The organism is Pseudovibrio sp. Ad37 (genome assembly GCF_001623075.1).
Taxonomy (GTDB): Bacteria; Pseudomonadota; Alphaproteobacteria; order Rhizobiales; family Stappiaceae; genus Pseudovibrio.
Genome location: NZ_LMCF01000024.1, coordinates 1 through 14111 on the forward strand (window position 1 = coordinate 1; position 14111 = coordinate 14111).

Annotated in this window: 13 protein-coding genes; 7 read left to right on the forward strand and 6 right to left on the reverse strand. The window is 50.4% G+C overall.

Features of this window, described 5'->3' with window-relative positions; all coding sequences use genetic code 11:
- A partial coding sequence (locus tag PsAD37_RS06370; RefSeq protein ID WP_193778225.1) for an ATP-binding protein occupies positions 1–292 on the forward strand: 292 nt, incomplete at its 5' end.
- Positions 293–728: 436 nt separating this feature from the next.
- A complete protein-coding gene (locus PsAD37_RS06375; RefSeq protein ID WP_063295444.1) occupies positions 729–1169 on the forward strand; it encodes a GNAT family N-acetyltransferase in 441 nt (146 codons plus the stop codon).
- A gap of 78 nt (positions 1170–1247) precedes the next feature.
- Here the strand turns inward: PsAD37_RS06375 and PsAD37_RS06380 are convergent, their stop codons facing one another.
- On the reverse strand, positions 1248–1646 hold the full coding sequence (locus PsAD37_RS06380) for a cytochrome c family protein (protein ID WP_057463750.1): 399 nt from the start codon (positions 1644–1646) through the stop codon (positions 1248–1250).
- A gap of 340 nt (positions 1647–1986) precedes the next feature.
- Here PsAD37_RS06380 and PsAD37_RS06385 point away from each other — a divergent pair, with 340 nt between their 5' ends.
- The 3 genes from PsAD37_RS06385 to glcF are packed head-to-tail and all read left to right on the forward strand — an operon-like array spanning position 1987 to position 6032.
- The gene (locus PsAD37_RS06385; RefSeq protein WP_063295445.1) at positions 1987–3483 is read left to right on the forward strand and encodes an FAD-linked oxidase C-terminal domain-containing protein; all 1497 of its coding nucleotides are present in this window, start codon (positions 1987–1989) and stop codon (positions 3481–3483) included.
- Positions 3484–3518: 35 nt separating this feature from the next.
- Entirely contained in the window at positions 3519–4718 is a 1200-nt protein-coding gene (gene glcE / locus PsAD37_RS06390) for a glycolate oxidase subunit GlcE (protein WP_063295446.1), read from the forward strand.
- Between the two features lie 3 nt (positions 4719–4721).
- Entirely contained in the window at positions 4722–6032 is a 1311-nt protein-coding gene (gene glcF / locus PsAD37_RS06395) for a glycolate oxidase subunit GlcF (protein ID WP_063295447.1), read from the forward strand.
- A 27-nt stretch (positions 6033–6059) separates the two neighbouring features.
- Here the strand turns inward: glcF and PsAD37_RS06400 are convergent, their stop codons facing one another.
- Together PsAD37_RS06400 and PsAD37_RS06405 are read right to left on the reverse strand one after the other, a co-directional pair.
- Positions 6060–6830 (reverse strand): hypothetical protein, encoded by a 771-nt coding sequence (locus PsAD37_RS06400; protein ID WP_063295448.1) that lies wholly within the window; start codon positions 6828–6830, stop codon positions 6060–6062.
- Positions 6831–7037: 207 nt separating this feature from the next.
- Positions 7038–7748 (reverse strand): L,D-transpeptidase, encoded by a 711-nt coding sequence (locus tag PsAD37_RS06405; protein WP_063295449.1) that lies wholly within the window; start codon positions 7746–7748, stop codon positions 7038–7040.
- A 448-nt stretch (positions 7749–8196) separates the two neighbouring features.
- On the opposite strand from PsAD37_RS06405, the gene PsAD37_RS06410 reads away from it, so the two are divergent.
- Positions 8197–8946, forward strand: a complete 750-nt coding sequence (locus PsAD37_RS06410; protein ID WP_063287144.1) for a protein phosphatase CheZ — start codon at positions 8197–8199, stop codon at positions 8944–8946.
- A 155-nt stretch (positions 8947–9101) separates the two neighbouring features.
- Positions 9102–9758 (forward strand): DNA-3-methyladenine glycosylase I, encoded by a 657-nt coding sequence (locus PsAD37_RS06415; RefSeq protein WP_082826904.1) that lies wholly within the window; start codon positions 9102–9104, stop codon positions 9756–9758.
- A gap of 66 nt (positions 9759–9824) precedes the next feature.
- On the opposite strand, the gene PsAD37_RS06420 is transcribed toward PsAD37_RS06415, so the two are convergent.
- The 3 genes from PsAD37_RS06420 to PsAD37_RS29370 all read right to left on the reverse strand — a co-directional run bounded on the left by PsAD37_RS06420 (position 9825) and on the right by PsAD37_RS29370 (position 14058).
- Positions 9825–10658 (reverse strand): GNAT family N-acetyltransferase, encoded by an 834-nt coding sequence (locus PsAD37_RS06420; RefSeq protein WP_208991736.1) that lies wholly within the window; start codon positions 10656–10658, stop codon positions 9825–9827.
- Between the two features lie 207 nt (positions 10659–10865).
- A complete protein-coding gene (locus PsAD37_RS06425; protein ID WP_193778226.1) occupies positions 10866–12377 on the reverse strand; it encodes a calcium-binding protein in 1512 nt (503 codons plus the stop codon).
- Between the two features lie 283 nt (positions 12378–12660).
- Complete coding sequence (locus PsAD37_RS29370) at positions 12661–14058, reverse strand: calcium-binding protein (RefSeq protein ID WP_063295450.1); 1398 nt, start codon at positions 14056–14058, stop codon at positions 12661–12663.
- Between the last annotated feature and the right edge of the window lie 53 nt (positions 14059–14111).

A 14111-nucleotide genomic window follows, 5' to 3' on the forward strand; every position in this document is an offset into this window, starting at 1 on the left:
CGGGAAAATCATCCGTCAACTGACATCACTGGATTGCGTCATCATCGACGAGTTGGGCTACATCCCGTTCCCCAAGTCCGGCGGTGCACTCCTGTTCCACCTCATCAGCAAGCTCTATGAGAAAACCAGTGTCATTATCACCACAAACCTAGAATTCGGCGAGTGGGTATCCGTCTTCGCAGATGCCAAGATGACGACCGCGCTGCTAGACAGGATCACCCATCATTGCTCAATTATCGAAACGGGTAATACATCCTTCCGCTTTGCCCAGAGCAAAAAGTCCCAAAACTAATAAGCCTTGGTTGGCACAAAGCCAGCAGACGAACCTGCTAGATGAGAGCTGTTCGCCTGCTGGATTTGTGCCAACCAAGGTGGGTCAATTTTAAATGATGATGCCGGATCAATTTTGAACGCTCATTGACATTCCCAATACTGACCCAACCTATTCCTACGTTCGCTTAAATGAAGCTGAACTGCAAGATTTTGTCATAAGAAAACAGATAAAAGAAGGTCTTGATCCAAAGCGTGGTCTTGTGATTACGAGCAGTTTAGGACGAACAGTGCCTGTTCCTACCGAAACTCCTTCCCCATCGCTACAAAAAATCATTGATCAAGTCATACAGCAAGTGCAGATTCAAAAAGAGCTATACCCACGTGGACTTTCAGACCATCGTTGGCTCGAAGAAGTGTCTAAACAATACGAGTGAGAGCCTGACAATAGAGCCCCAATGACCATCAGATCTTACCGAGAAACCGACTTTCCCGCTGTTCTTGATATCTACGCTGCAAGTAAGTTGGATGAATTGATCTATGAGGATCAGAGGTTCCAGTTGCTACCGTTGGATCAAGATTTGAAGCGGTTGGAGGGCTTTAGGAACTCGAGGGTGTTTGTGTTTGAGCAGGACGGTTTGAAGACTTATGCCGCACTGGACCAGTCTGAGATCACGGCCCTCTTTATACATCCCAAAAGGCGGGGAACTGGCATTGGTAGAACGCTCATGCAACACATGCTGGAGAGGGCTGAGGGGGAGGCAACTCTCTATGTTGCTAAATCCAACCTACCGGCCAAGCGGCTCTATGAGCAATTTGGATTTGTCATTACCAGCGAGTTCATGACCGACTATAACGGCATTCCGATCCTTGCAAACAAGATGGTGCGTAAGGCTTAAGCCACTCACCAACATACCAGCAAATAAAAAAGGGCCGCAGAACTGCGACCCCCGATCTTTAGAATCTCTGGAATCCAATTATTTCTTGGAGCCGTCTTTATTGAACTGAGCGAGGTACGCAATAACGTCCTGACGCTGAGTTTCTTTCTTAAGACCAGCGAAAGCCATCTTACCTTTCGGGATAACTTTCTTCGGTTTTGTAAGGTATGCGTCCAGGGTAGCGGCGTCCCAAGCTTTACCTTCTTCTTTACCTGCCAGAAGAGGCTTGGAATACTTGTAGCCTTCGACTTCACCCCAACCAGCATCGATGATGCCGTTGAGTTTAGGTCCTACCTTGTTCTTGGCTTTTTCACCAACAGCATGACAAGCCTTACATTTTTTGAAAACTTTTGCGCCCTTAGCAACATCGCCTTCAGCGAAGGCCGCACCGGAACTCAACAGCAATGCAAGCGCTGCAACGACGCCAAACTGCTTCATATTTTATCCTTCCCACTATATCCTAAGAGATAACCGCGAATAGAGAACAACATAGTCTAACTCATGGGGCAGTTCCCATAGATTCGACGTTACCTTCGTATATATTGTTACGGCATATTGTCGCGGACGGAATTGATCATAAGCATAAACGACTGAAAATAACTTGCTTTGCGTCAAACTCACCAAAAACTGAAGCCGTTGTTTTGTGGGCGACAATAGACTTAATGCGGCTTTTATCTTTGCATAAATTATGAGAGTCTCAGCTATTGTATTCAGTAAGTACGGTTGGGTTGGTGGCTTGGAAATATAGTTTCAAATCACAACTCAGGAGGGAGGCCTGATGGCAGCGATCGCGATGCCAAAACCGTCACAGGAAACATTAAGAAAGCGCTCCAAAATCGTCGCTGATTTGCAAAAAATCGTGCGTGGAGAAGGTGTTATCTGCGATGAAATCGAGATGCGTCCCTATGAGACGGATGCCTTGACGGCATACCGCCAACTGCCGCTTGTTGTGGTCTTGCCTGAGACGGTGGATCAAGTCTCGAGAGTGCTCAAGTACTGTTACGACAATGATGTAAAAGTGGTGCCTCGTGGCGCCGGGACCTCCCTGTCTGGCGGTGCATTGCCGTTGGAAGACGGCGTTTTGCTGTCCATGATGAAATTTAACCGGATTTTGGAAATAGATCTGGAAAACCGGGCAGTTGTGACCCAGCCGGGTGTAACCAACCTGGGGATTACGACGGCTGTTCAGCAGGATGGCTTCTATTATGCTCCTGATCCGTCTTCTCAAATCGCCTGTTCCATTGGCGGTAACATCGCAGAAAACTCCGGCGGCGTGCACTCCCTCAAATACGGTTTGACCACCAACAACCTGTTGGGGCTGGAAATCGTTCTCATCACTGGAGAGGTGATCCGCCTCGGCGGCAAACATCTGGATTCTGAGGCCTACGACTTGCTGGCCCTGCTTACAGGGTCCGAAGGATTGCTTGCCATTGTCACTGAAGTCACTGTCCGCGTTTTACAAAAACCGGAAACAGCACGCGCTGCACTCATCGGCTTCCCAAGCTCGGAAGAAGCAGGCAAATGTGTTGCTGAAATCATCGGAGCGGGCATTATTCCCGGTGGCATGGAGCTTATGGACAAGCTCGCCATTGATGCTGCCGAGGACTTCGTACATGCAGGATATCCGCTGGATGTTGACGCCCTCATGATCGTGGAACTGGATGGACCTGAGGCTGAGGTTGACGATCTGCTCAAGCGCGTCAGTGCAATCGCAGAAAAGAATGGCTCATCTTACCTGCACGTCTCTCAGTCAGAAGAGGAGCGCAATACATTCTGGGCAGGGCGTAAGGCTGCGTTCCCGGCGGTCGGTCGCATCTCGCCGGATTATTTGTGCATGGACGGCACCATCCCACGCGCAGCTCTGCCACAAGTCCTGCAAGAGATGCAGGAGCTGAGCGAAAAACACGGGTTACGCGTCGCTAACGTGTTCCACGCAGGTGATGGAAACTTGCATCCACTCATTCTTTATGACGCTAATATTCCCGGCGAGCTGGCAGCAGCAGAAGCCTTTGGCGCAGATATCCTGCGCCTCTGCGTAAAAGTGGGCGGTGTCCTCACAGGAGAACATGGCGTCGGGATTGAGAAACGCGATCTCATGCCGGAAATGTACTCTGAGGATGACCTGAAACAGCAGCAACGCGTGAAGTGCGCGTTTGATGAGAAGCAGCTTCTCAATCCGGGCAAGATGTTCCCGGTCCTGCATCGCTGTGCGGAGCTTGGCTTCATGCACGTACATCAAGGCCAGTTGCCATTCCCGGATATTCCACGCTTCTAGAGCGTGATCCTAAGACAAGAGAACAGGACGAAACCATGGGAGAGGGTTTCCACCCAACAACAGCTGAGGAGTTGGAGGCGGTCGTCAAATGGGCCGCCGCCGAGCGAACTCCGCTGGAAGTGATCGGCAGTGGCTCCAAACGCAACTGGGGCAGGGCAGTGCAGTCCGCGCATACGCTGCGCGTAGACGGCATTGCTGGCGTGATCGACTATGAACCGGCAGAACTGGTGCTCACGGTCAAGGCGGGCACGTCACTGACGGACGTTCAGACCCTCTTGAAGGAGCATAATCAGGAACTCCCCTTTGAACCGGCAGATCTCAGTGCTGTTTTGGGAGTGCCAGTTCAGGCAGGCACCATCGGCGGTGTTTTGGCAACAAACCTGTCTGGCCCACGTCGCCTCAAAGCCGGTGCGGCGCGCGACCATGTGCTTGGTCTGGAAGCTGTTTCTGGGCGTGGTGAGATCTTCAAGGCAGGTGGGCGCGTAGTGAAAAACGTGACCGGTTATGATCTGTCACGCGGCTTCTGCTCCTCATGGGGCACTCTCGCCGTTGCCACAAGTTTCTCCATCAAAGTCCTCCCACGAGCAGCCAAAGAATGCACCTTCGTATTGCTAGGCCTGACCTCGCAAGAAGCATCCAGTGCCATGTCAGAAGCCATGGGTTCTTCAGCAGAGGTTTCTTCCGCAGCTCATCTGCCCAAAGGCTTCTGCCCGCTTTCACAAGAACATTCCATCACCTTACTCAGACTGGAAGGCATTCCCGTTTCCATCGAATATCGTTTGGATAAGCTTCGTAGCATCCTGAAACGCTTTCCATCGCAGGAGCTCATTGAAGGGCAGGCCTCCCGCAAAACTTGGGGTGATCTGCGTGACCTCATTCCGTTTGCCGGAAGTGACAAGCCGCTCTGGAAGCTTTCGGTCTCCCCGACTGCAGGCCAACAAGTGATTGCTGAGCTGGAAAAACGATTTGCGATCAGATGGATGATGGATTGGGCTGGTGGTCTTGTCTGGGTAGAAATGGAAGGTGAAGGACCTCATGATGTTCCTCTGCGCCGGATCATCACGGAAAACGGAGGTGGACACGCAACGCTCCTGAGAGGGAGTGTTGAACTCCGTGCCAGTGTTGATGTCTTCCAGCCGCAAGCAGAGACGTTAATGGGTCTTTCAAAACGTCTAAAAGCACAGTTTGATCCACACGGAATCCTCAATCCGGGCCGAATGTACGCGGGGATCTAGGTCATGCAAACCAACTTTACACCAGAACAACTCAAAGATAGCGCGACAGCAGTCTCCGAACAGATCCTGCGCAAATGTGTGCACTGCGGGTTTTGTACCGCAACGTGCCCGACCTTCGCGCTGCTGGGAGATGAGCTGGACAGTCCACGTGGTCGCATCTATCTCATCAAAGAGATGCTGGAAAACGACCGCCCTGCAGATGCCAAAACGGTCAAGCATATCGACCGCTGCCTGTCCTGCTTGTCTTGCATGACCACATGCCCTTCGGGTGTGAACTACATGCATCTGGTGGATCACGCTCGCATCCATATCGAACGCACCTACAAGCGTCCGTTGCAAGACCGGCTGCTCAGAGCAGTGCTACAGGCCATTCTTCCCAAACCGGGCCGTTTCCGTCTTGCCATCGCAGCCGCCTTCTATGGTCGCCCACTTGCTGGGCTCATGAAGAAATGCGGCGGCACGCTTGCAAAGCTGGGTACCCTTCTGGCGCTGGCTCCGACCAAATCTGCAATGCCCTCCCAGTTTGCAGGACAGGAAACCATTGCGCCGAAAGTGCAGAAGAGAGGCCGTGTCGCCATCCTGAAAGGTTGCGCACAAAGCGTCCTTGCCCCGTCGATCAATGATGCAGCTACCCGCTTACTTACCCGCATCGGCTATGAAGTGGTCTTCCCGAAAGGCGAGGGCTGTTGTGGTGCGCTCGTTCATCATATGGGCAAGGAAGAAGCCTCTAACGAACAGGCCAAAGCCAACATTGATGCATGGATGAGAGAGATGGAAGATGAGGGGCTCGATTCTGTTATCATCACCGCGTCTGGCTGTGGTACCACCATCAAAGACTATGGCTTCATGTTGCGCGATGACCCGCAATACGCCGCGAAAGCTCAACAAATCTCGCAGATGTCGAAGGATATCGTTGAGTTTCTGATTGAACAGGATTTGGGCGAAGCACAGCCGCACGAAGAGCTGACCATCGCCTACCACTCTGCCTGCTCCATGCAACATGGCCAGAAGATCACCTGGCAACCGAAGAAGCTGCTACAAAATGCTGGCTTCACAGTCAAAGAACCTCTGGAAGGTCACCTTTGCTGTGGGTCGGCTGGTACCTACAACATCATGCAGCCCAAAATTGCCACTGCTCTGCGAGACCGCAAAGTAAGCAATCTGGAAGCTACCCAGCCAGACCTCGTCGCCACCGGCAACATCGGCTGCATCACCCAAATCTCCAGCGGCACCCAAATCCCGGTCATCCATAGCATCGAGCTTCTGGATTGGGCCTACGGTGGTCCAAAACCGCAACAACTTGCAAGCAACTAATGAAAGGTTGAGGAGGGGCGAGCTCCTCTACTCGACGTGGATGTGGTCTTCAGAGTGGATCCTGCAACTGACTTTCCCGCCAATTTCACCTTCTAACTGGCGAAGCTCCTTGGCTAATTGAGGGGGGAGTTGAACCACTTCAACTGCGCCGGGCGTAACCGCGACGACTTGGGTATGCCAATCTCCAGCAAAAACCAAACCAGTCTCGTGAGCGAGTAGCAACAGGCTCAGCATACTGGCGAAACAGCCAAGCAGGATGGCTGCAAGTGTATACCGATTGAGTGATGGTCCCTGGTCTTTCAGGCAATCCTCCAGAACACCACGGATCTGGGTGATGTCTTCAGAGTTCAAAGGCTCATTCAGCAGCTCAATGGGTGAGCGTTCCTCGCTCGTGTGTTGTGAAGGAGAGGTGTTGCTCTCTTCATCAACTCCGTCAACAACTGGTCGTAGACACTCAAAAACAGGTACATAGCCCATGTCCGGCAACCGGATCTGCATGTGATGGGCATCAGGGTGTGCGTCGTTGTAACCCCGCAGAAGAGACCGCAAGCGCGAGATGTTGACCCGCACAATTGGGTTTTCACGCGGATTAAATCCCTCAGATAAATTGAAGACCCTCTGTCCAATAACTTGCTCTTTGAGGTCTTCTTCCTGTTTGGAGAGTTTACGCTCGACGAGAAATGTCAGGAGGGCAGTTAGTTTCGGGCTTCGCCTGAAGTTGGGGCTGGACAAAATACTGGAAAGAGTTGCGACCACTTCGTCCTTGCTGATGACTAGTCCATTCTTCTTGGTACACATACGCGGCACTCCCAAAACACACAGATGTGGCCTGGGGGAAAAGTCCCTCAATCAGATGGTCAGCAACGGCACATTCACATAATAAGTCTGTTTAAAGACAGACCTTTATTTTTTGATGCTTTGCCGTTAACTGGGGTACGGCAAGCAACTTGAAGTTGTTACCTTATCATAGGTTCCTGTACCCAGGATTGCAACAAACGTGCATGTCTAGCGCACATAGACCTTTGCGCCAAACGGAACCATATTATACAGCTCCGCCACATCTTCGTTTCTCATACGAATGCAGCCGGAAGAAACTGCTTGGCCAATCGTCCATGGTTCATTCGACCCATGAATACGGTAAAGCGTTGAGCCCAGATAAAGTGCACGCGCGCCCAATGGGTTACGCGGCCCGCCCGGCATGTAACGGGGGAGGCTTGGTTGCCGTTTCAGCATCTCAGCAGGTGGCCTCCAGTCTGGCCACTCGCGCTTACGGGTAACTTTGTGAACGCCAGCCCATTCAAAACCTGGACGGCCAACACCAACACCATAACGGCGGGCCTTGCCATTGCTTTGCACCAGGTAAAGATATCGTGATGTCGTATCGATCACGACAGATCCCGGTGAATACGAGGTGTTGTAGCTCACTGTCGTCGGCAAGAATTGTTTGGGAACACGGCGATCATACCGCTTTGATGTCGTACGCGGCCGTCTTGCTTGTTTTGCAGATCCACGAAGGTTCTGGACGGCCTTGGCTTGGGATCGCGGGATTTGCACAACCCACGGATTTGCAAGATCAGGGCTAAGGACAAGTGGAGGTGCAGAGGCGCGCGGCTTGTACTCTGCTTGCGCAGCAGTACCAAACGCACAAACTAAGCTACCTACGCCGAACAAAGTAACAAACCAGTTTGCTTTGCTTTTTGCCGTTGCTCCAAACATTCCACACTCCTCTGGACCTTGCCAATGACCCGATGTCCTCGGGAAAACTAGGAGTTGCAGTTCCAATAATCGTTAAAATTATCAATGTAATTAATGCTAGTTCAAACTAAGGTTAACCAATTGTTACTGGGTTATGCGGCCAATCGTCGAATTTATCCTTAAAAATCAATGCTGATAAATCTAAGGTAATAATTAACACTCTAAGAAGTATGTGAGTAGTGACCGGCGTGCAGGAGTGCGAATCGTGCCCATCTTACTCATGGGTGCATGGACGCGTCTTGTGACCGGGATTGCTATTTAAAACCTGTAATTGAGAGCCTGTCTTCGTAAGCCTGTGCCAGTTTGCGAAGAAAGGGCGGAAAACAAAAGAGGGTGCATCGCCGGACAGGAGTAGCGACGGTGTGGTCCTCATTAGGAAGCGTATTGGCTTCATGAGTTCGGGGTTGGGATGTCAGTTGTAAGAAAAACCTTTCGTGCAGAGGCTCAGTTCGGAGTGCGTAGCAAACGCACCGAAGTAAGCACTCCGATTCAGGACAATGGTGAAGAGTTGCGTCACCAGCAGATCATGGAAGAAATTGCCAGCTTGAAGGAGTTGGTAGGATCTCCCGCAACTGACCCACAAGAACTGTCCCGACGCGTCGCAGAAGAACTGCGTGAGGAAATCGGCGAGGCCGCAAAGCTCAAGGGTGAGCTGGATGCGATTTATCAGGCAATCGCTGAGACCAAGAATGAAATTGCTGCTCTTCACAACAAGGCCAGCGTCGATAATGACGAGCGTGGCCGCGTGACATTGGAGCTGGGCGCGATTGTATCTGGCACCGAAGGGGCGACAGAGCAAATCCTGACCGCAGCTGAGGTCATCGACCAGAGCGCAGCAACGGTCATGCCAATGGTCCCAAGTGAGCATGAAGGCCTTGTCACTGATATTCATGAGCAAGTGGTGTCGATTTTTGAAGCCTGTAACTTCCAGGATCTGACTGGCCAGCGCATCAGCAAGGTGGTGAACACCTTGTCATTCGTCGAAGAGCGCATCATTCGCATGATTGAGATATGGGGCGGTATTGAAAGCTTCAAGGAGATCAGTGATCGTATTGCCTCTGATAAAGAGGGCGATGATTCCGCACTGCTTCATGGTCCGGCTTTGGATGTGGAAGCTGGTACCGTGACACAGGATGATATTGACGCTTTGTTCGATTGATCTGTCTGAAAAGTGAATTGCAGATGGCTTGCTATTTTGGCAAGCCAATGCTTTATGAGAGAACATAACATAAACATTTTGAGCGGGTTAGTGAGACTGACTGATGGTCGTCCAACAAGACTCCGCAAAGACAATTGACCAAGAAGGGCAAGGCAATGGACCAGAACTCAACACCGATTGCTGAAGGACTGATCCGCGGAGAAGATGGCAAAGACCGCTGCTGGTGGCATGGGGGAGATCCATTCTATCAGGCCTATCATGACGATGAGTGGGGGCATCCGGTCACCAACGACATCCGCCTCTTTGAAAAGATCTGCCTTGAAGGTTTCCAGTCAGGCCTGTCTTGGATCACTATCCTGCGCAAACGCGAGAATTTCCGCGCCGGCTTTGCAGGTTTTGACTTTGAGAAGGTCGCAAAGTTTACACAAAATGACATCGAGCGCCTTGTTCAGGATGCAGGCATCATCCGCCACCGCGGCAAGATCAACTCCACCATCAACAACGCCAATCGTGCACTGGAAATGCGTGAAGAGTTCGGTTCACTCGCAGCTTACTTCTGGAAGTGGGAACCAGCCCCGGATCAACGCCCTGAGACCTGTGATTACGCCAACCTGAAGACACTCGGCAAAACCGAAATCTCCACGGCCATTTCCAAAGATCTCAAAAAACGCGGATGGTCCTTCGTCGGCCCAACCACCGTCTACGCCTTCATGCAAGCTATGGGCATGGTCAATGATCACCTCGAAGGCTGCTGTTGCCGGGACATCGTTGAGGCCAAACGCGAGGCTTTGGTGCGCCCTGTGAAGAGCTAGTAGAAGTTCTGCTGAAATGGATGACGAGGTGAGGGGGCTTAATGCACCAGTCACCTCGTACGATTGCTATGCAGTGTCAGCCGGACGCTCAAAGGTGCCTTGGGGTGGAAGGATCGCAAGAACAAGCGTTTCGCGATGCTCAAAGCCACAACGCCGATAGATCCGGCCTGCCGGGCCGTCACTGTGAGCTTGTAAGACAGGTATGGTAGCAGGTGCCTGCGCCTTAGCCCAGTCGACACCAGCGGTAACGAGAGCCGCGCATATGCCGCGCTTGCGATGGCTGGGCCGTGTCTCAACTTCCTGAAAACGCGAAACCGCTGCATCGGTATAGATTCCCAGATCTGCAACCAAGAGATCCCCATCAAAAGCGCCAAACCAGTTCGCCAATCCTGCTTTAACCTGGCGGCGACGGCTCTCAAAGCGTCTCCGCGCGTAGTTCCCGAAACTGTCTCGGTTATAGCCCTGATCAACAGCAGTGTCGATTTGGAGCGCGATGACTTGCTCCCAGTCTTCATCAGTCTGAACAGGACGGATATCGATCCCATCAGGCACCGGAGCACGGTTCAAAGGCCCGGTCAGGCTTAGCACATCGATTTGTTCCAACTTGTATCCAAGATCAGATAAAGGCGTATGTGCAGCCCCAATCGTCATGTCAGGCGTATCCCAACCGAACATTGTGTGTGCAGCCTTTGGAAGGTCCTGACGAAACTGCGCAATTTGCTTTTCTGGTTCAACCTTGTCACCCCGGAAGAACACCATGTTGCCAGCCCAGTAATGAGGCTCTTCCGGTATGCGCAAAATGATCCGGTCTGGATGAACCTCAACCTCACTAACGCTCCGTTCCACAAGAAGATCACTGCGTACCCCCAGCGTCTTCGCTATTTCCTGCTCGTTGCCCACACCGCGTCCTTCAAGTCACCCTGCTTTCAATCAGCATGAAGCTATTGAAAATAATCAACGCCCACAAGGGCAACACACCCCATCAAAGCAGAACCAAGCGTCCTGTCACTCATCCGCTATTGTCAAACGTTAGATCAGCAGGGCGAAATATAAAAAAGCCCCGGCGAATACACGCCGAGGCCTCATATTAGTCTAATTCACCACCACTTAAACGAATGCAAAATCATCAGCATGGAGATCAGCTACAGAAACATTCTGCAGGGTGATTGAAGTGTCATCATTCACATAGATAACAGTATCCGCACCAACATCACTTGCTGCAGCAAGGACATCTGCAACGCTATCGAATGTAGCAGCGAACTGGATCACATCCTCAGAAACGGCACCTGCGGTGAAGTCTGTGATGATGTCGTTGCCGAAGTCTGATCTGAAGAAGAACGCATCGTCCCCAGCACCACCTTCAATCACATCATCACCATCTCCTGCAATGACGGTATCATCACCATCTCCAGCGAAGATGGTGTCATCACCGCCGTATCCATGGATCTTGTTGGCATTAGCATCGCCAGTTAAGTGGTCGCTATGCTTGTCGGTGCCCATAACGTTTTCGATAGAGACATAAACATCTCCAGCAGCATCACCTGTGTTGTTGGACTGATCTGTTAGATCCACCGTAACAGCAGACGTAGACCAACGATAGCGGACAGTATCATTGCCTTCACCACCATCAAGATAATCAGCACCAGAGCCATAAGCATTCAGCTCATCATCACCGCCACCGCCTTCTAGGCGGTCGTTGCCACTAAAGCCAAACAGTCCGTTATTTCCGTCGTCTCCGACGATAACGTCATCAAAGTGAGACCCGAAAACCAGACTGATGTTTGTGAGATGATCGCCCTCTGCATGGCCGCCAGTGTTCTCGTTGGTAGCTAGATTGACATTCACACCTTCTTCCGAGAGAGTATATCTGATGCCATTGCGACCGCCGCCGCCATCAATGGTGTCAGCGCCAGCGCTTCCATAGATTTCCTCATTAGCAGAAGAGCCTGTGAAGGTGTCATTCCCATCAGTGCCATGATATCTGACTCTGCCGTCTTCCTGGATGGAAAAATCCGAGAGTGTCGTCCCATTCGAAAACACAAATTTCTCAATTGGGGAGCCACCACGTGCCCCATCCTGAATAGTCAGAACATTAGCAATCTCATCGAGCGGTTGGTCTGGATTAGATGGATCTATGATATAGATTTTTAGATCAGCTGCACGTTCATCAGATACAGCTACTTTGATATTTTCAAGTGAAATTCCATAACCAAATCGAACTGTGTCATTACCTGAAGTCTCGATGATTTTATCTTTACCGTAATCTTTGTCGAAAATGTAGGTGTCATCGCCAGCTCCGCCGAATAATCTGTCTTCGCCTTTGCCTCCGTCTAGGTAATCATCGCCATTTTCACCAGCTAGTTGGTCATCATCATTGTTTCCATAAAGTTTATCATTGTCATCCCCACCACTGAGCGTATCGTTGCCATCTCCACCTTTAAGAGTGTCGTGACCGTTGCCTGCGCTCAGGCGGTCATTTCCATCTTCACCATAGAGGCGATCATGACCATCAGTAGTAATTACTGTGTCATTGCCACCACCTGCAAAGACAACATTTGTATCGTACCCATAGTCGCTAAAATAATCATTGCCATTACCGAGTTCTGTATACTTGGACATTTTCTTCCTCAGTTTCATAAATATTTATGTATATGCAAAATACACATAAAATTAATGCAGTTTAGAAGTTGCGCTTGGCTGACTAAAAATACAAAATTAAAGAAATCTCAGAATTTTGGGGAAATCCGGTAAAATATCAGAATCCCGAAATCTATATCTAAGCAGTGATACGTAACTTGCCGCTCATCGTGATCGTTAATGTCTATTTGACTGGTGCTGCTTGTAAAAAATAAACCCCAGCGGAGACCCGCTGGGGTTTCATAAATGTTCAATTTTCCATCACTTAAACGAATGCAAAATCATCAGCATGGAGATCAGCTACAGAAATATTCTGCAGGGTGATTGAAGTGTCATCATTCACATAGATAACAGTATCCGCACCAACATCACTTGCCGCTGCAAGGACATCTGCAACGCTATCGAATGTAGCAGCGAACTGGATCACATCCTCAGAACCGGCACCAGCAGTGAAGTCTGTAATGATGTCGTTGCCGAAGTCTGATCTGAAGAAGAATGCATCGTCCCCAGCACCACCTTCAACCACATCATTACCATCACCTGCGATAACGGTATCATCACCAGCTCCAGCGAAGATGGTGTCATCGCCACCGTATCCATGGATCTTGTTGGCATTAGCATCACCAGTTAAGTGGTCGCTATGCTTGTCAGTGCCCATAATGTTTTCGATAGAGACATAAACATCTCCAGCAGCGTCGCCTGTGTTGTTGGACTGATCTGTCAGATCCACTGTGACAGCAGAGCTGGACCAACGGTAACGGACAGTATCATTGCCTTCACCACCATCGAGATAGTCGGAACCATCGGCATACGCATTCAGCTCATCGTCTCCTGCACCGCCTTCCAGATGGTCGTTACCGGCTTGAGCAAATAAATAGTTGTCATTGTCATCACCGATGAGAACATCGTCATACCAACTACCAATAATGGCATCAATATTGGTAAGTTGATCACCTTCAGCGAAACCACCAGTCATCACGCCTGTATCGAGGTTCACTGATACACCTTCAGTTGAAAGAAGGTAGTTCACAATATTATGGCCCTCTTTACCATCAATTGTGTCCGCACCAGCACTGCCATAAACTTCATCTCTGCCAGTACTACCGATGAAATTATCATCTCCGGCAGTGCCATAATGTTTCGCACGTCCATCTTCTTTAAGTGCGATGTTAGAGAGGGTCGTGCCATCCGCAAACTTAAACTGCATTGATGGAGAGGTATCGAGCGCTCCGTTTCGGATTGTTAGAATATCGGTAATCTCATCGAGCGGTTTATCCGGATTTTCTGGATCAATGAGGTAGATTAAGAGGTCCTGATTTTCAGAACCGCCTGCGACAACTCTAATATGATCCAATGTAATATCTGAGCCAAACTGAACGGTATCATCACCCGAAGTGTCGGTAATAACGTCTTTGTCATAGCCTCTGTCGAAGAAGTAAGCATTGTGCCCGGCACCACCAGACAAAATGTCATCCCCAGTGCCACCATCCAGGTAATCATCACCTTCTCCACCACTTAGGCTGTCATTCCCAGCTTCTCCGTAGAGCCGATCATCGCCTGCAGCAGTTATAATAGTGTCGTTGCCTGCACCGGCTAAAACAAGGTGGTCTTCAGAACTAGTAGTAGTATAGTTCTCATTGCCACTTCCGAGTTGGATATTCATGGCCACAATCCTCGAGTTTTATAAATTTTTATAATTGTGCAGATTGCACGTAA